Raw genomic sequence first — 17,505 nt, forward strand, 5'->3', positions numbered from 1 at the left:
CCGCCCCCTCTCTTGCATCACCCTTTCACTACTTGATTAGTGAAAGGGGGTACGCCGTGGCACAAGGGCCAGCACCGGAACCGGTCATCGAGTTCCGGATCGACCGCCACACCGGCGTTTCCACCTACCTCCAGATCGTTCACCAGACCGAGCACGCACTGCGGCTCGGGCTGCTCGAACCCGGCGACAAGCTGCCCACGGCCCGCGAGGTCGTGGAGGCGACGGCGATCAATCCGAACACCGTGCTGAAGGCATACCGCGAGCTGGAGCGCTCCGGACTCGTCGAGGCCCGGCGCGGGCTCGGCACGTTCGTCCGCGCGACGCTCGGATCCGGCTCCGCCGACTCACCACTGAGGGCGGAGCTCGGCGACTGGACGGCCAGGGCGAAGGAGGCGGGCCTCGACCGAGAGGACGTCGAGGCCCTGTTCGGCAGCGCCCTGGAGGCGCACTTCGGCACCACATCCAAGGGGACTTCATGAGCACGGCCATCGAGGCGAACGGCCTCGTCAAGCGCTACGGACGGCGCGCCGCCGCGGCCCTGGACGACTGCTCGTTCCGGCTGCCCGCGGGCCGGATCAGCGCGCTCGTCGGGCCCAACGGAGCGGGCAAGTCGACGCTGCTGACCATCGCGGCCGGCCTGTCGCGCCCCACGTCGGGGAGCATCTCCGTGCTCGGCGCCGCCCCCGGCGCGCACCGCGCGAAGGTCTCCTACCTCTCCCAGGGCAAGCCCTTGTACCCCCAGCTGTCCGTCGCGGACACCTTGCAGGTGGGCGCCGAGCTCAACCTGGAGCGCTGGGACGCCGCGTACGCGTCGAAGATCGTCGAGCAGGGCGAGCTCGACCCGAAGGCGAAGATCCGCTCGCTCTCCGGCGGCCAGCGCACCCGCGTCGCGCTCGCCCTGGCCCTCGGCAAGCGCCCCGAGCTGATGCTGCTCGACGAGCCGATGGCCGACCTCGACCCGCTGGCGCGGCACGAACTGATGGGCACGCTGATGGCGGACGCGGCCGAGCACGGCACGACGGTCCTGATGTCCTCGCACATCGTCACCGAACTGGCCGACGCCTGCGACCACCTGCTGCTGCTCGGCGGCGGCCGGATCCGGCTCGGCGGCGGCATCGACGATCTGATCGGCTCACACAGCCTGGTCACGGGCCGCGGCGACCTCGACCCGCACACGGTCGTCGAGTCCCGCGCCTCCGGCCGCGGCGTCACCGCTCTGATCCGCAGGGACGGACCGGTCGGCGAGGGCTGGCAGGTCCAGGAGCCCTCCCTGGAGGAGCTGCTCCTGGCCCACCTCCGATCGCCCGACGCCCCACCCCTGATCACGCCGGGCACCACGGCGGGCCCGCGCCGGACGGCGGTGACGGCATGAGCGCCCCGTCCCTCGACAAGCCCGCCAAGCCCTCCGGCGTGCGCCGCACGAAGCCCGGACCCGACGGCCTGGTGTGGACGGTCCTGCGCCTGCACCGCAGTGCGATGTGGGTGTGGATCGGCTACGTGGCGGTCAGCCTCGGCCTGCTCCTGTGGCTGTGGGGCCCCGGCTCGTCGGAGACCCAGGCGGCCTTCGACAAGCTGGGCTACAGCGGGGCTCAGGACAACGCGTGGCACGGTGCGCTCTCCGCGTTCCTGCCGTTCCTCGGCAGCTCCTTCGACGCCCTCTTCTACGATCCGCTGACGCTGGCCCGGATCGCCGCGTGCGTCATCGCCGTCTTCGCGGCGGGCCCGCTGATCTCCCGCGAACTGGAGCAGGGCACCGCCCAGTTGGCGTGGACCCAGTCCGTCTCCCCGGCCCGCTGGCTGGCCGCGAAGCTGTACGTGCCCGCCGCGCTCATCACCGTCGGCACGACGCTCGTCGTGATCCTCTACCGACTGGTGTGGGACGGCCGGAACCATCTGCTGGTCGCCGGCATCGGCCCGCGCGACTTCGACTTCTCCGTGGGTCCCGCGACGGTGGCGAACGCCCTGTTCGGCCTGGCCATCGGGGTGCTGGCCGCACTGGTGCTGCGCCGGACGCTGCCGGCCGCGGCCCTCGCCGGGGTCGTGACGTACCTGGTGGGCGCGTTCCGCTCCAACTCCTGGCCGCTCCAGGGCAGTTACCAGCAGCCGGAGATCCCCGTGCACAGCAAGGCGATCACGTCGACGGGGGCGGAGATCCGCGACCCCGGCTGCATGACGCAGCGCTGTCTCGACCAGCACGACATCACCGGCTTCACCCGCCACTACCTCCCCTCCCCCGACTTCTGGCCGCGCCAGCTCACCGAGACCGGCATCCTCCTCGGGCTCACCGCGCTGGCCGTCGTCGCCGCTTTCCTCGTACTGCGCCGGTTCCAGCCCGAGCCCCCGGTCACCCCGCTCACGAAGGAGACCGCCGCATGAGCGCCGCCACGATTTCCCTGGGCCTGCCCCGGACGGTCCTGCGACTGCACCGCGTCGCCGCCTGGCTGTGGATCGCCTTCGTCGTCGTGACGGGCGCGCTGCTGCTGTGGCTGTGGGGTCCCGGCACGGCCGGGCTCGACATCACGGGGCACTGCGACCCGGCGGTGGCCAACGGCTGCACGGCGAAGGGCGCCACCGCGGACACGTACCACTACGTCCTCACCCTCACGGACACGCTGATCACGCTGCTGCCGATGGCGGCCTCGGTGTTCGCGGGCAGCCTGCTCATCGGGCGCGAACTGAGCAGGGGCACAGCCGAGTTGGCGTGGACGCAGTCCGTCTCCCCGGCCCGCTGGCTCGCCACGAAGCTGGCCGTACCCGCGATGTTCCTGGTCGTCGGCACGACCGTCCTGGTCCTCCTCCGCCGGCTCGTCGCCTCGGCGGCCCCCGGCCTCTCGGGCAACCGCTGGCACGATTCGGGGGTCTACGACGCCCTCGGCCCGACGGCCGTGGCGATGCCGCTGCTCGGTCTTGCCATCGGCGCGGTCGTGGCGCTCCTGATGCGGCGGAGCCTGTCCGCGGCGCCCGTCTCCCTGATCGCCATGGCCGTGGTGGTGGGCGTGCTCGGCTCGGTCCGCGACCGGCTGTGGCCCACGGTCACGGTGACCGGGGACCTGCGCGAGGGCTACCCCTACTTCGCGGGTTCCCTGACCACCGAGGGCGCGCTGACCGGCTCCGGCGCACGCGTCGCCGACCCCATGTGCGTCGACGACCGCGCCTGCCTGACCTCGCACGACATCACGGGCTACTACCGTGAAGGCCACCCACCGTCGCACTTCTGGCCACTCCAGCTCGTCGAAACCGGCCTGATCCTCGCCCTCACGGGCATCGCCACGGCCACGGCCTTCTACCTGCTGCGCCGCCGGGCCAGGTAGCGGGGGACCGGCCCCGGCGCGGGGGCCGCGGCGGGGCGGTTCCCGGGAAATACCCGGCGGGCCGCACGCCCATAGCCCGTACGTCATGTCGCCGTAACCGTCGATTCAGACGGGCTTGCGACGCTCATGGAATGCAGCCCCCCGCCCCCGAACCCGCTGAGCCCGCCCGCCGCGGCGGTCTCACGCTCGCGCCCGCGCACTCCGACGCGGTCGACGCGCCCCGGACGGCGTCCACGCGGAAGAATGGGGCCATGAGCCAGCCGAACGCCGCACAGGACCAGACGACCGACGCTGCTCCGGCCCCCTCGGCCGCGCAGCCCCAGCCGTCCGTGGGGTCGCTCGCCGCGCACCGGCCGCACCCCGTGGCCGGTGGCGAGTACGACCTGGCCGCCGCGAAGCTCGCCGGCATCGTCGCCGACATCGACGCGGACCCGGACGACTACGAAGAGAGCTATGCGAGCCAGGAGGGCGCGGAGCTCCCGCAGGGCCGCTTCCTGGACCGCGAGCGCAGCTGGCTCGCGTTCAACGAGCGGGTCCTGGAGCTCGCCGAGGACCCGAGCACCCCCCTCCTGGAACGGGCGAACTTCCTGGCGATCTTCGCCTCGAACCTGGACGAGTTCTTCATGGTCCGGGTAGCGGGCCTGAAGCGCCGCATCGCGACCGGCGTCGCCACCCGGTCGGCCTCGGGGCTGCAGCCCCGCGAGGTCCTGGAGCTGATCTGGAACCGCTCCCGCGAACTCATGGCCCGGCACGCCGCCTGCTACCAGGACGAGATCGCCCCGTCGCTCGCCGACGAGGGCATCCACGTCGTGCGCTGGAACGAGCTCACGGAGAAGGAGCAGGCCCGGCTCTACACGCTGTTCATGCAGCAGATCTTCCCGGTGCTCACGCCGCTGGCCGTCGACCCCGCGCACCCCTTCCCGTACATCTCGGGGCTCTCCCTCAACCTCGCCGTCGTCGTCTCGAACCCGGTCTCCGGCCATCGCCACTTCGCCCGGGTAAAGGTTCCGCCGCTGCTCGCCCGCTTCCTGGAGGCCTCACCGCAGCGCTACGTCCCCATCGAGGACGTCATCGCCGCGCCCCGGCACCTCGGCGAGCTGTTCCCCGGCATGAAGGTCGAGGAGCACCACATGTTCCGGCTGACCCGGAACGAGGACCTGGAAGTGGAGGAGGACGACGCCGAGAACCTTCTCCAGGCCCTGGAGAAGGAGCTGATGCGGCGCCGCTTCGGGCCGCCGGTGCGCCTTGAGGTCGAGGAGACCATCGACTCGGAGATACTCAGCCTCCTCGTGAAGGAGCTGAAGATGCGCGAGGCCGAGGTGTACCCGCTGCCGGGCCCCCTGGACCTCACGGGACTCTTCTCCATCGCGGGCATCGACCGCCCCGAGCTGAAGTACCCCAAGTTCGTCGCCGGCACCCACCGCGACCTCGCCGAGGTGGAATCGTCCTCGGCCCCCGACATCTTCGCCGCGCTGCGCCAGCACGACGTGCTCCTCCACCACCCGTACGACAGCTTCTCCACCTCCGTACAGGCCTTCCTGGAACAGGCGGCCAACGACCCGGACGTGCTCGCCATCAAGCAGACGCTGTACCGGACCTCGGGCGACTCGCCGATCGTGGACGCGCTGATAGAGGCCGCCGAGGCCGGCAAGCAGGTGCTCGTCCTGGTCGAGATCAAGGCCCGCTTCGACGAGCAGGCCAACATCAAGTGGGCCCGCAAGCTGGAGGAGTCCGGCTGCCATGTCGTCTACGGCCTCGTCGGCCTGAAGACGCACTGCAAGCTGTCGCTCGTCGTACGCCAGGAGGGCGACCAGCTCGTCAGGTACTCGCACGTCGGCACCGGCAACTACCACCCCAAGACCGCCCGTCTGTATGAGGATTTGGGGCTGCTGACGGCCAATCAGGAGGTCGGCGCCGACCTCTCCGACCTCTTCAACCGGCTGTCCGGCTACTCGCGCCGCGAGACCTACCGCCGCCTCCTCGTCGCCCCCAAGTCCCTTCGTACGGGCCTGATCACGCGGATCGAGAAGGAGGTCCAGCACCACCGTGCGGGCCGCCCCGCGCACGTCCGCATCAAGGTCAACTCGATGGTCGACGAGGCCGTCATCGACGCGCTCTACCGGGCCTCGCAGGCGGGTGTCCCCGTCGACATCTGGGTGCGCGGCATCTGCGCCGTCCGACCCGGCGTCGCGGGCCTCTCCGAGAACGTCCGGGTCCGCTCGGTCCTCGGCCGCTTCCTGGAGCACTCCCGCGTCTTCGCCTTCGGCAACGGCGGCGAACCGGAGGTCTGGATCGGCAGCGCCGACATGATGCACCGCAACCTCGACCGCCGCATCGAGGCCCTGGTCCGCGTGGAGGACCCGGCCCATCGCGCGGCGCTCGGCCGACTGCTCGAAACGGGGATGTCCGACACCACCGCCTCCTGGCACCTGGGCCCGGACGGCAACTGGACCCGGCACGCGCTGGACGCGGACGGCCAACCCCTGCGCAACGTACAGGAGATGCTCATAGACGCCCGGAGGCGCCGGCGTGGCACAGCGACACCTTGAGTCCAGCGAGCCGCTGAACGGGAACGATGTCGATGCCCTGGGGTGCTATCTCCGCTCCCAGGCCACCGAGTTCCTGCGCTCGTTGCGGCAGCACCGCGAGAGCGGGGCGGCGGGGGACACGGCGGAGGCGGCGCGCGCGTTGCGCCGTGCGGCGCGGCGGATCAGTGGGACCTTGCACACGTTCCGGCCGCTCCTCGACACGGAGTGGTCGGATGCGCTCCGTCCCGAACTGGCGTGGCTCTCGGGCACGTTGGCCCGCGAACACGCGTACGCGTCCCGCCTCGACCGGTTGACCTCGGCCCTCCGCGACCTGTCGACGCCACCGTCCCCCACGCCCCGGGGCTCCGCCCCGGACCCCGCGCCTCAATCGCCGGCGGGGCTTGAGCAGTGGGCAAGACGGCCCCCGGCGCCGCGCGCCGCCACGACGGCCCCCACGCCCGAGCCGCGGGACACCCTCACCCTCGGCGCCGCAAAGGCGTCCGCCCTGCTCGACCGCCAGCTCACCCTGGCAAGGACCCGCGCCCACAGCACCGCCCTCCAGTCCCTCGGCTCCGCCCGCTTCCACGCGGTCGCGGACAACGTGGCCGTACTGGCCAGCGACGTCCCCCTGGCGACCACCGCCACCCACACCGAGCTGGAGAAGCTCGCCACGGAAGCCGCCTCCCGCCTCACCGAGGCCGCCACCGCCCTCCACCACACCAGCCACCCCTACGACGCGGACGCCGACACCTCCTGGCACCACGTACGCCTCCTGCTCCGCCTGCACCGCTACGCCCGCGAAGTGCTCCCGGGCGCCCCCAGGGACGTACGACTCCTCGAAGCGGCCGACGCCCTGAACGCCCACAGGGACGCCGCCGAGGCCGCCGCCGCGGCGGCCCACGCGGCCCGCACCCCCCGCATCGCGCCCGCGACCGCGTACGCGCTCGGCGTGCTCCACGCCGATCAGCGCCACGAGGTCGCGGCCGCCAGGATCGCGTTCGGACAGGCATGGCAACGACAGACGGTGGGCACCCCATGACCGTGTATCAGGACGACCGCCACGGCGGCCCCCGCACGATCCTCGCGGCGGGCTGCGTCCTGTGGCGCCACACCTCAACTCCCCACGGCGGCCAGGGCATTGAGATCTGCCTGGTCCATCGATCCAAATACGACGACTGGTCGCACCCCAAAGGGAAGCTCAAGCGCGGCGAGGACACCCTCTCCGGAGCCCTCCGCGAGGTGCGCGAGGAAACCGGACACGACTGCGCACCCGGCCCCGCGCTCCCCACGGTCCGCTACCTCGCGAACGGCGGCCCCAAGCAGGTGAGTTACTGGGCGGCGGAGGCGACCTCCGGCACGTTCAGGCCGAACCGCGAAGTCGACCGCATCACCTGGCTCACACCCCCCGCGGCCCGCGCCCGCCTCACCCAGCCCAGGGACCGCACCCTCGTCGACGCGCTCCTGGACGCCCTCCACACCACCTGACGGTCCACACCGCCGGACGATCACGTTCCGTAGCCGTACCGTGACCTAACCGGGCCGCCCGCTTAGGTTCACCCCGCGTTCACTCACGCCCATCGGCCGCTTCACCTGATCTGCCTAATTTCAGCCTTACGCGGTGCGTCCCCGGCCTCCGGGAACGGTCCGCCGCTCGACTGGAAACCAACCGCAGATCGCACGCCGCCACAGCGACAGAGAAGGCCGGCGGCTCCTGGAAGGAACATCCGAAAGTGAAGCTTCAGCGCAAGAACCGGCTCCGCGCCCTCTCCTTCGGCGCTCTCGCCGTCTCCGGCGCCCTGGCCCTCACGGCGTGCGGCTCCGACGACACCAGCGGCGGCTCGGGCGGCACCAGCGCCTCGGCCAAGGCGGGCAACATCAAGTGCGACGACGCCAAGGGCCAGCTCCTCGGCATCGGCTCGTCCGCCCAGGCCAACGCCATAGACGCCTGGCGCCAGGCCTACGCGCAGGCCTGCTCCGGCGTGCAGCTCAACTACAAGCCCGACGGCTCGGGCGCCGGCGTCACCGCCTTCAACCAGGGCCAGGTCGCCTTCGCCGGATCCGACTCGGCGCTCAAGCCCGAAGAGGTCGCCGCCTCGAAGAAGGTCTGCAAGGGCGGCCAGGGCATCGACCTGCCGATGGTCGGCGGCCCGATCGCCGTCGCGTTCAACGTCCAGGGCGTCGACAACCTGACCCTGGACGCCAAGACGCTGGCCCAGATCTTCGACTCGAAGATCACCAAGTGGAACGACCCGGCGATCAAGAAGCTGAACCCGGACGCCAAGCTGCCGTCCACGAAGATCCAGGCGTTCCACCGCTCCGACGAGTCCGGCACCACGGACAACTTCACCAAGTACCTCAAGTCCGCCGCCCCGGGCGACTGGAAGTACGAGGGCGGCAAGGCCTGGCAGGCCAAGGGCGGCCAGTCCGCGCAGGGCTCCTCCGGCCTCGCCCAGCAGGTGAAGCAGACCGACGGCGCCATCACGTACGTCGAGCTCTCCTACGCCAAGGACGGCGTGAAGACCGTCGACATCGACACCGGCGCCGACCAGCCCGTCAAGGCCACCACGGAGAACGCCTCGAAGGCGATCGCCGACGCCAAGGTCGTGGGTACCGGCAAGGACCTCGCCCTGGAGCTGAACTACGCGACCAAGGCGGCGGGCGCGTACCCGATCACCCTGGTCACGTACGAGATCGTCTGCGACAAGGGCAACAAGGCGGAGAGCCTGCCCGCCACCAAGTCCTTCCTGAACTACACCTCGTCCGAGGAGGGCCAGGCGGCCCTCTCCGACCTGGGCTACGCCCCGATCCCCACCGAGATCAACAAGAAGGTCCGCGAGACCGTCGCGAGCATCAGCTGACCCAGCGTGCGGGCCGCCTCCCGGAGGCGGCCCGCACCGTCCGGTGCACCGCCGCCAGAAGCCCCGCAGCTCTGAACTCCCCTACCGGGAACGGGACTTCGCAGACCGGAGAACCCTCATGGACATAACCACGCAAGCACCGGCGCCGCCACCGGCGCCCACCGATCGCCCCTCGCCTTCCCAGCAGAAGCGCGCCGCCCGCGGCGCCACCCGCCCCGGAGACCGGGTCTTCCTCGGCCTCTCGCGCGGCTCGGGCATCCTGCTGCTGGTGATCATGGCCGCGATCGCGGTCTTCCTGACCTACCGCGCCTCGCTGGTCCTCTCGAAGAACGAGGGCAACTTCCTCACCACCTTCGAGTGGAACGCGACCGCGAGCCCGCCCGTCTTCGGCATCGCCGTCCTCGTCTTCGGCACGGTCGTCACCTCGATCATCGCCATGGTGATCGCGGTCCCCGTCGCCGTCGGCATCGCGCTCTTCCTGACGCACTACGCGCCGAAGAAGCTGAGCGGGATCATCGCCTACGTCATCGACCTGCTGGCCGCCGTGCCGTCCATCGTGTACGGCCTGTGGGGCGCGCTGTTCCTCGTGCCGCACATGACCGGCGTCTTCCACTGGCTCGACGACTACTTCGGCTGGACCGGCATCTTCGAGTACCAGGGCGGCGCCCCGCGCACCCTGCTCACCGTCGGCATCCTGCTCGCGATCATGATCCTGCCGATCATCACCAACGTCTCCCGCGAGGTCTTCCGGCAGGCGCCCCAGATGCACCAGGAGGCGGCCCTCGCGCTCGGCGCGACCCGCTGGGAGGTCATCCGGATGTCGGTGATCCCCTTCGGCCGCTCCGGCGTCATCTCCGCCTCGATGCTCGGCCTCGGCCGCGCGCTCGGCGAGACGATGGCCGTCGCCACGGTCCTCTCCCCCGACTTCCTGATCCACACCAGCCTGCTCGACCCGGGCGGCGGCACCTTCGCGCAGAACATCGCCGCGAAGTTCTCCGAGGCCAACGACCAGGGCCGCGACGCCCTGATCGCCTCGGGCCTGGTCCTCTTCGTCATCACCCTGTTGGTCAACGGCGCGGCCCGCCTGATCATCGCCCGCCGCAAGGAGTACTCGGGGGCCAACGCATGAGCAACGCAACCGTTCCCGCCCGGACGCCGGACGCGCCCAAGGCGCCGAGCACCCTGAGCGCCGCGCGCCTGCCCCGCTGGGCCCCCTGGGCCATCGCGATCGGCTCGATCGCCGCGGGCTGCGCCATCGGCCTCGGTGCCGGGCTCTCCAGCCGCATCCAGTGGGGCCTGATCGCGGCCCTCCTGTTCGTCCTCGTCTCGTACGCCCTCGCCGCCAAGGTCGAAGGCGGCCGCCAGGCCAAGGACCGCCTCGCGACCAGCGTCGTCTGGGTCGCCTTCATCCTCGCCGTGGTCCCCCTCGCGTCCCTCGTCTACGAGACGATCGCGCGCGGCATCAAGGTCCTGGACCCGTACTTCCTGAGCCACTCGATGGGCTTCGTCACCTCGTACCAGGAGGGCGGCGGCATCTACCACGCCATCCTCGGCACGCTGGAACAGGTCGGCATCGCCACCGTGATCTCGGTGCCGATCGGCCTGCTCACGGCGATCTACCTGGTCGAGTACGGGCGCGGAAAGCTCGCGAAGGCGGTCACGTTCTTCGTGGATGTCATGACCGGCATCCCCTCCATCGTGGCGGGCCTGTTCATCCTGTCCTTCTGGATCCTGATCCTCGGCTTCGGCTTCTCCGGCTTCGCGGGATCGATGGCCCTGGCCATCCTGATGATCCCGGTCGTGGTCCGCTCCACCGAGGAGATGCTCAAGCTCGTCCCGAACGAGCTGCGCGAGGCCTCCCTGGCCCTCGGCGTCCCGAAGTGGCGCACGATCCTCAAGGTCGTCCTGCCGACGTCGATCGGCGGCATCACGACCGGCGTCATGCTGGCCGTCGCCCGCATCGCCGGCGAGACCGCCCCGGTGCTGCTGCTGGTCTTCGGCAACCCGCTGATCAACGGCAACCCGTTCGAAGGCCCGCAGGCCTCGCTGCCGCTGTACATCTACCAGCAGTACGCGAGCAGCGGCGGCAGCCAGGCGGCGTACGACCGCGCCTGGGCGGCGGCCCTGGTGCTCATCGCCTTCATCATGATCCTCAACCTCGCGGCCCGCGGCGTAGCCCGCTGGAAGGCCCCGAGCGCCGGTCGCTGACCGCGGCCACCCTCAGCGACTCAGCGACGTAATCGGAAGTGAACTGAACCCATGGCCAAGCGAATCGACGTAAGCGGACTCACCGCCTACTACAGCGCCCACAAGGCGATCGAAGACATCTCGATGACCGTCGAGCCCCGGTCGGTGACGGCCTTCATCGGCCCGTCCGGCTGCGGCAAGTCGACGTTCCTGCGCACCCTCAACCGGATGCACGAGGTCACCCCCGGCGGCCGCGTCGAGGGCAAGGTACTCCTGGACGACGAGGACCTGTACGGGTCCCACATCGACCCGGTCGCCGTGCGCCGCACAGTCGGCATGGTGTTCCAGCGCCCCAACCCCTTCCCGACGATGTCGATCTTCGACAACGTGGCGGCGGGCCTGAAGCTCAACGGCAAGTACAAGAAGTCGGAGCTCGCCGACGTCGTCGAGAAGTCCCTGAAGGGCGCCAACCTCTGGAACGAGGTCAAGGACCGCCTGAACAAGCCCGGCTCGGGCCTCTCCGGCGGCCAGCAGCAGCGCCTCTGCATCGCCCGCGCGATCGCGGTCGAGCCCCAGGTCCTCCTCATGGACGAGCCCTGCTCGGCGCTCGACCCGATCTCCACCCTCGCGATCGAGGACCTGATCGGGGAGCTGAAGGAGCGCTTCACGATCGTCATCGTGACGCACAACATGCAGCAGGCGGCCCGTGTCTCGGACCGCACCGCGTTCTTCAACCTCGCGGCGGTCGGTCAGCCCGGCAAGCTGGTCGAGATCGACGAGACGGAGCGCATCTTCTCCAACCCGTCCGTCCAGGCCACGGAGGACTACATCTCGGGCCGCTTCGGCTGACCCGACTCCCCCCGACCCCCCGTGGTGCTGCATGGCGGTGCCACCACGGGGCCCAGAAAAGGCCCGCCCCGAGAGGGGCGGGCCTTTTCACACGATCAAACCGCTGCGGCGATTGAGCCTTCCCAGCCCCGCCGGCGATTGAGCCTTCCCAGCCCCGCCGGCGTTTGAGGCGCGGGGTCCGGGGCAGAGCCCCGCGGCCGCAACCACGGCGCAGGCGGCGGCTTACCCGAAGGCCAGCCAAACGACCCCATACGCAGCGGCAGCGACAAGCGCGGCGGCCGGCATCGTAATGAACCACCCCAGGATGATGTTCTTGGCGACACCCCACCGCACCGCGTTCACACGCTTCGTGGCGCCGACACCCATGATCGCCGACGTAATGACATGCGTCGTGGAGATCGGCGCGTGGAACAGGAACGCCGAACCGAACATGATCGACGCACCCGTGGTCTCGGCCGCGAACCCCTGCGGCGGATCCAGCTCGATGATCTTGCGCCCGAGCGTCCGCATGATCCGCCACCCACCGGCGTACGTACCGAGCGACAGCATCACGGCACACACGATCTTGACCCAGACCGGAATCGGGTCCTCGAAGGTCTCGTGGCCGCCGATGACGAGCGCCATGACCACGATGCCCATCGTCTTCTGCGCGTCCTGCAGACCGTGCCCGAGCGCCATGCCGGCGGCGGAGACGGTCTGCGCGATACGGAAGCCGCGCTTGGCCTTGTGCGGGTTGGAGCGCCGGAAGAGCCACATGATGAGGGTCATCACCAGGTAACCGACGACGAGCCCGATCACCGGCGAGGTGAACATCGGGACGACGATCTTCTCCCACACGCCCGACCAGTAGACGGTGGTCCCGCCCGCGAGGGCGGCGCCCACCATTCCACCGAACAGGGCATGCGAGGACGAAGAAGGAAGTCCGAAATACCAGGTGATGAGGTTCCACACGATCGCGCCCGCGAGCGCGGCGAAGAGGATTCCCATCCCCTTGTCGCCGACGGGGGTCGCGATGATCCCCTCACTCACCGTCTTGGCGACGCCGCTGCCGAGGAAGGCACCGGCGAGGTTCATCACAGCGGCCATCGCGAGCGCCGCACGGGGCGTCAGCGCACGCGTGGAGACAGAAGTGGCGATGGCGTTGGCGGAGTCGTGGAAACCGTTCGTATACGTGAATCCAAGCGCGACGCCGATCGTCACGATCAGGGAGAAGGTGTCCATGAGCCGGTCAGGACTCCTTCACGGCGATGGTCTCCACCGTGTTGGCCACGTGCTCGAAGGCGTCGGCCGCCTCTTCCAGCACATCGACGATCTGCTTGAGCTTCAGAACTTCCATGGCGTCGTACTTGCCGTTGAAGAGCTGAGCGAGCAGCTTGCGGTGGATCTGGTCGGCCTGGTTCTCCAGCCGGTTGACCTCGATCCAGTACTCGGTGAGGTTGTCCATGGTGCGCAGGTTCGGCATGGCCTCCGCGGTCAGCTCGGCCGCGCGCGAGAGCACCTCGATCTGCTGCTCCACACCCTTGGGAAGCTCCTCGACCTGGTACAGGACGACCAGGTCGACGGCCTCCTCCATGAAGTCCATGATGTCGTCGAGGGACGACGCGAGGTTGTAGATGTCCTCGCGGTCGAACGGCGTGATGAACGAGGAGTTGAGCTGGTGGAAGATCGCGTGGGTGGCGTCGTCACCGGCGTGTTCGGCTGCCCGCATCCGCTCCGCGATCTCGGCCCGGGCGGAGGAATCCGCCCCGAGCAGTTCCATCAGGAGCTTCGAGCCCGTGACGATGTTGTCCGCGGACGCGGCGAACATGTCGTAGAAGCTCGTCTCCCTGGGGGTCAGACGAAAGCGCACGTGGGGTCCTCGGGGTGCTTTGGATTCGGTCAGGCTGATGCTAGGCGCATCATCCGGCCACGGCTAACCGGCGTTCCAACAGTGTCGCCCATCGGGCACAGTGATCAGCACTGGGCCCGGCCGAGACGGGACGAACCGGTACGACCCGCGAGGAATCCGGTATCATATACCCGCAGGGGGTATACAGGGCCACGGGAGGACGGAAGCGATGACGACGGACGCGACGCAGACCGAACAGCAGACTGTGCCGGACAAGGCCGAGATCGTGACCGACCACGACCGCGGCATCCACGGGTACCACCACCAGAAGGACGAACACCTCAAGCGGCTGCGCCGGATCGAGGGCCAGATCCGCGGCCTGCAGCGGATGGTGGAAGAGGACGTCTACTGCATCGACATACTCACGCAGGTGTCCGCCTCCACGAAGGGGTTGCAGTCCTTCGCGCTCCAGCTCCTGGAGGAGCACCTGCGGCACTGCGTCGCCGACGCCGCGCTCAAGGGCGGGACCGAGATCGACGAGAAGGTCGAAGAGGCCACCAAGGCGATCGCACGCCTGCTGCGCACCTGAGCGCCCGTTCCACCCGTACTTCTACGAGAAGGTGGGGACGCCGATCCCGGCGCCCCCACCTTCTCGTTCTTTCCGCCTCAGTCCCGGTCGCCCTCCGGTCCGCCGGGCAACGCCTCGGCGACCCGCAGCACCTCGTCGATCCGGTCCACGCTGAGCCGCCCCTCGGAGACGGCGGACGCCGCGATGATCAACTCACCGCACAGCTCGATCTCGACGAGGGCGACGTGGTCCTGAACCGCCGTACCACCCACGGGAGCCACGTTCATCACCTCTTCCTGCCGCGTGACCAACAGCCGATGGCCGCAATGGCCGACTTCCTAGAGTAGGGACCGGCTCACGCCCCGCGCATGGCACGGAAGAACCATTTCCGGCCCCCGACAGGCCTACGGACGGACGACGAAACGGGCGACAGGACGGGCGGCAGGCCCTACGGTCCGGGCTCGGCGACCTTCCCCGCGAAGATGTCCCCCTTGGCCGGAAGCCGTACCTTCACCGGCTTCCCGAAACCCCGGTACAGGGTCGTCGACGTCACGTCCACGCCCTTCCCCGGCTGCCCGTTGGCGAAGCTGAACCGGTGCACGACCTTGCGGACAAGCCCCTCGTCGTCGACGTAGACGTCGAACGGCACCCGCCCCTTGCGGAACCCTTTCGCCGCCGCCGCGAGCGCCTTCTTCTGCGTCGCGGAAGCGGCCTTCGCCGCGACGCTCAGCTCCACGTCCCCTTTGTAGTGCCGGGTACGTACGCCCGCGATGTTCTTTTCGCCCCGCTCCGTCACATTCCGTGCGCCGCGCAGCAGTTCGGCAGCGGCGAGCGGATCGGTGGCGCCGCCGGTGACCAGGTTCCCGTCCGTCAACGCCGCGATGTCGACGCGCACCCACTTGTCGGCCGGGACGCCGGCGCCACGGTTTTTCATGTAAAGGGCGCCGGGCGCGAGCAGTTCGGTGATCGGCCGGTGCTCCTCGTCGCCCGCCGCGTCCTGCGGAAGCCGCACCCGCAGCTCGCCGAGGCCCTTGCGGTAGTCGTAGACGCCCTCGCCGTGGATGGTGACGCGGGTCCCGCCGCTGGCCATCTCCATCGACGTACGCGCCTGCGAACTGCCCTCGCGGACCAGCCGGTCGGCCGCCCCGCGCACGGTCTGCGTCGGATCCGAGTTCCGCTCCCCGCCCTCGGCGCCGCCACCGCACCCGCCGACGCCCACGACCACCGACGCCACCGCGGCGGCCACCACCACCCGTGCCGAAGCGGCCGCGCGCCCGTCCTGCTGCACCACCATCGCTGGTCCGACCCCCATGCCTGTCCGTGCGTGTGCGGCCACCGTGTTGTCGTGGTTAACGACGAGTAGGGTCGACCGTCACGCGAACGGGGGGTTTACATGGAGTCGCTACCGTGGCTGCGTGGCACAACAGCAGCATTCGCATACGACCACCGTCGTGGAACAGGGACGTTTCTGCCTGGCCCGGTGCAGCTGCGGCTGGCGGGGCCCCGCGAGGAGGGCACGGAGCAAGGCCCGTTCGGACGCGGACGACCATCTCGGCTCGGCGGGCCCGACCATCTGACGGAACCCACGGCTCCCGGATGACGTCTCGTACCTCGGGAAGCGAACAGGTGGCCGAGGGGGACAACCGCATGGAACGCCGCACGTTCATCACGGCATCGGCCGCGGCACTCACGGCCGGCGGCGCGGTGAGCGCATGCTCGGGTTCGGGTTCGGGTTCCGGATCGGGTTCCGGTTCCACGGGCGGGACCTCCGCCGGTTCCTCCGTCCCGATCCGCTCCACCAGCGCGAGCGCGTCCGGCACGGCGGTGCGGGCCGCGGCGAACCTCGCCGGGCTCGCCAAGGACCTCGACGGCTCCCTCGTCCGCCCCGGAGAGTCCTCCTGGGCGGCGGCCCGCCAGCTCTACAACACCCGCTTCGACGCGCTGAAACCGCGCGCCGTCGCGTACGTCGAGGGGCCCGACGACATCCGCACGACGCTCGCGTACGCCCGCGCGCACAAGGTCCCGCTCTCCATACGCAACGGCGGCCACTCGTACGCGGGTTGGTCCTCCGGCGACGGTCATCTGATACTCGACGTCTCCCGGATGAAGTCCGTCCGCTCGTCGGGGTCGGAGGCGGTGATCGGCGCGGGCGCGAAGCTCATCGACGTCTACCGGTCGCTGGCGGCCAAGGGCGTCACGATACCGGCGGGCTCCTGCCCCACGGTCGGCGTCTCGGGCCTCACGCTCGGCGGCGGTCACGGCGTCGTCTCACGGGCCTACGGCCTCACCTGCGACAGCCTGACGCAGGCCACGGTCATCACCGCCGACGGCAAGGAGCTGACGGCTAACAAGACCTCGGAGAAGGACCTTTTCTGGGCGCTACGCGGCGCCGGGAACGGCCAGTTCGGCGTGGTGACGGAGCTCCGCTTCAAGACCCACCCCGCGCCGCAGGGGGTGTCCGCGTACATGAGCTGGCCCTGGTCCAAGGCGACCAAGGTGCTCAAGGCGTGGCAGAAGTGGGGCCCCGACCAGGCCGACGAGATCTGGTCCTCGCTGCACATCGCGGGCGCGCCCGGCGGCAACCCGACGGTCTCGGTCGCCGCGTTCTCCCTCGGTACGTACACGGAGTTGCAGAACGCGGTCGACCGCCTCGCCGACGGCCCCGGCGGCCCGGGCCCGGCCACCTCGGTCTCCCTCAAGCGCCGCTCGTACGAGGAGTCGATGGAGGTGTACGCGGGCTGCTCGGCCTTCGCGGATGACGACCAGTGCCACCTCCCCGGCGCCACCCCCGGCCGCGACTCGGCGGGCGCGCTCCAGCGCGAGACGTACGCGGCCGCCTCCGACTTCTTCGACCGCGACCTCTCGGACGCGGGCGCGCGCACGCTCCTCAAGCAGCTGGAGAACATCACGTCCGGCGCCGGCTCGGTGGCGCTCACGGCACTCGGCGGCGCGATCAACCGGGTGGATCCGACGGCGACGGCGTTCGTGCATCGCCGCGCGCGGATGCTCGCGCAGTACATCGTGTCGTGGCAGCCGAATGCCTCCAGCGGTGCCGCCCGTAGTTGGCTGTCCTCGGCCCACGCGTCGATGCGACCGTACGCCTCGGGCTCGGCGTACCAGAACTACACGGATGCGTCCCTGAAGAACTGGAAGCGTGCGTACTACGGCGACGCGGCGCCCCGCCTCACCAAGCTGAAGCGCAAGTACGACCCGTCGGGCTTCTTCGACTTCCCACAGTCCCTGTAACGCTTCGGGGCTCTGCCCCGGCCCCCGCGCCTCAAACGCCGGCGGGGCTATAAATAGCCCCTGCGGCGATTGAGCAGGCCCGTCCGGCAGGACTTTCGGGAAGGGGCGGGGTGGGGGAGAAAGCCCCCGG

The 17,505-nt window shown here is 70.1% G+C and carries 17 protein-coding genes; 13 read left to right on the forward strand and 4 right to left on the reverse strand.

Annotation, left to right across the window (positions count from 1 at the left end; genetic code table 11):
• The first annotated feature begins 56 nt into the window (after nt 1-56).
• From ACIRHA_RS40745 to pstB, 11 genes are all read left to right on the forward strand, one after another.
• The gene (locus tag ACIRHA_RS40745) at nt 57-479 is read left to right on the forward strand and encodes a GntR family transcriptional regulator (RefSeq protein WP_403856494.1); all 423 of its coding nucleotides are present in this window, start codon (nt 57-59) and stop codon (nt 477-479) included.
• Nucleotides 476-1,372 carry an ABC transporter ATP-binding protein gene (locus tag ACIRHA_RS40750; protein ID WP_403856496.1) on the forward strand — a complete coding sequence of 299 codons (897 nt, stop codon included), beginning with the start codon at nt 476-478 and terminating at the stop codon, nt 1,370-1,372. The genes ACIRHA_RS40745 and ACIRHA_RS40750 overlap by 4 nt, the downstream gene beginning before the upstream one ends.
• Nucleotides 1,369-2,376 (forward strand): hypothetical protein, encoded by a 1,008-nt coding sequence (locus ACIRHA_RS40755; RefSeq protein ID WP_403856498.1) that lies wholly within the window; start codon nt 1,369-1,371, stop codon nt 2,374-2,376. The genes ACIRHA_RS40750 and ACIRHA_RS40755 overlap by 4 nt, the downstream gene beginning before the upstream one ends.
• A complete protein-coding gene (locus tag ACIRHA_RS40760) occupies nt 2,373-3,311 on the forward strand; it encodes a hypothetical protein (protein ID WP_403856500.1) in 939 nt (312 codons plus the stop codon). The genes ACIRHA_RS40755 and ACIRHA_RS40760 overlap by 4 nt, the downstream gene beginning before the upstream one ends.
• Before the next feature lie 131 nt (nt 3,312-3,442).
• Nucleotides 3,443-5,860 (forward strand): RNA degradosome polyphosphate kinase, encoded by a 2,418-nt coding sequence (locus tag ACIRHA_RS40765; protein ID WP_403856502.1) that lies wholly within the window; start codon nt 3,443-3,445, stop codon nt 5,858-5,860.
• Nucleotides 5,841-6,878 (forward strand): CHAD domain-containing protein, encoded by a 1,038-nt coding sequence (locus tag ACIRHA_RS40770; RefSeq protein ID WP_403856504.1) that lies wholly within the window; start codon nt 5,841-5,843, stop codon nt 6,876-6,878. Before ACIRHA_RS40765 ends, ACIRHA_RS40770 begins: the two co-directional genes overlap by 20 nt.
• A complete protein-coding gene (locus ACIRHA_RS40775) occupies nt 6,875-7,324 on the forward strand; it encodes an NUDIX hydrolase (RefSeq protein ID WP_403856506.1) in 450 nt (149 codons plus the stop codon). Before ACIRHA_RS40770 ends, ACIRHA_RS40775 begins: the two co-directional genes overlap by 4 nt.
• Before the next feature lie 245 nt (nt 7,325-7,569).
• The gene (gene pstS, locus ACIRHA_RS40780; RefSeq protein ID WP_403856508.1) at nt 7,570-8,697 is read left to right on the forward strand and encodes a phosphate ABC transporter substrate-binding protein PstS; all 1,128 of its coding nucleotides are present in this window, start codon (nt 7,570-7,572) and stop codon (nt 8,695-8,697) included.
• A 118-nt stretch (nt 8,698-8,815) separates the two neighbouring features.
• Nucleotides 8,816-9,826, forward strand: coding sequence for a phosphate ABC transporter permease subunit PstC (pstC, locus tag ACIRHA_RS40785; protein ID WP_403856510.1), 1,011 nt, complete (start codon nt 8,816-8,818; stop codon nt 9,824-9,826).
• Nucleotides 9,823-10,905, forward strand: a complete 1,083-nt coding sequence (pstA, locus tag ACIRHA_RS40790) for a phosphate ABC transporter permease PstA (RefSeq protein ID WP_403856512.1) — start codon at nt 9,823-9,825, stop codon at nt 10,903-10,905. Before pstC ends, pstA begins: the two co-directional genes overlap by 4 nt.
• A gap of 51 nt (nt 10,906-10,956) precedes the next feature.
• On the forward strand, nt 10,957-11,733 hold the full coding sequence (gene pstB, locus ACIRHA_RS40795) for a phosphate ABC transporter ATP-binding protein PstB (RefSeq protein ID WP_403856514.1): 777 nt from the start codon (nt 10,957-10,959) through the stop codon (nt 11,731-11,733).
• Between the two features lie 222 nt (nt 11,734-11,955).
• Here the strand turns inward: pstB and ACIRHA_RS40800 are convergent, their stop codons facing one another.
• Together ACIRHA_RS40800 and ACIRHA_RS40805 are read right to left on the reverse strand one after the other, a co-directional pair.
• Entirely contained in the window at nt 11,956-12,954 is a 999-nt protein-coding gene (locus tag ACIRHA_RS40800) for an anion permease (protein WP_403856516.1), read from the reverse strand.
• 7 nt (nt 12,955-12,961) lie between these two features.
• The gene (locus ACIRHA_RS40805; RefSeq protein WP_266712456.1) at nt 12,962-13,582 is read right to left on the reverse strand and encodes a DUF47 domain-containing protein; all 621 of its coding nucleotides are present in this window, start codon (nt 13,580-13,582) and stop codon (nt 12,962-12,964) included.
• A 208-nt stretch (nt 13,583-13,790) separates the two neighbouring features.
• Between ACIRHA_RS40805 and ACIRHA_RS40810 the strand changes: the two genes are divergently transcribed.
• Nucleotides 13,791-14,150, forward strand: a complete 360-nt coding sequence (locus tag ACIRHA_RS40810; protein WP_403856518.1) for a metal-sensitive transcriptional regulator — start codon at nt 13,791-13,793, stop codon at nt 14,148-14,150.
• Nucleotides 14,151-14,227: 77 nt separating this feature from the next.
• Here ACIRHA_RS40810 and ACIRHA_RS40815 read toward each other — a convergent pair whose 3' ends face one another.
• Complete coding sequence (locus ACIRHA_RS40815; RefSeq protein ID WP_403856520.1) at nt 14,228-14,416, reverse strand: hypothetical protein; 189 nt, start codon at nt 14,414-14,416, stop codon at nt 14,228-14,230.
• A gap of 161 nt (nt 14,417-14,577) precedes the next feature.
• Nucleotides 14,578-15,441, reverse strand: coding sequence for a hypothetical protein (locus ACIRHA_RS40820; protein ID WP_403856522.1), 864 nt, complete (start codon nt 15,439-15,441; stop codon nt 14,578-14,580).
• 335 nt (nt 15,442-15,776) lie between these two features.
• Here ACIRHA_RS40820 and ACIRHA_RS40825 point away from each other — a divergent pair, with 335 nt between their 5' ends.
• Nucleotides 15,777-17,375, forward strand: coding sequence for an FAD-binding oxidoreductase (locus ACIRHA_RS40825; RefSeq protein ID WP_403856560.1), 1,599 nt, complete (start codon nt 15,777-15,779; stop codon nt 17,373-17,375).
• Nucleotides 17,376-17,505: the final 130 nt, after the last annotated feature.

It is taken from the genome of Streptomyces sp. NPDC102360, assembly GCF_044766085.1.
Classification (GTDB): Bacteria; Actinomycetota; Actinomycetes; order Streptomycetales; family Streptomycetaceae; genus Streptomyces.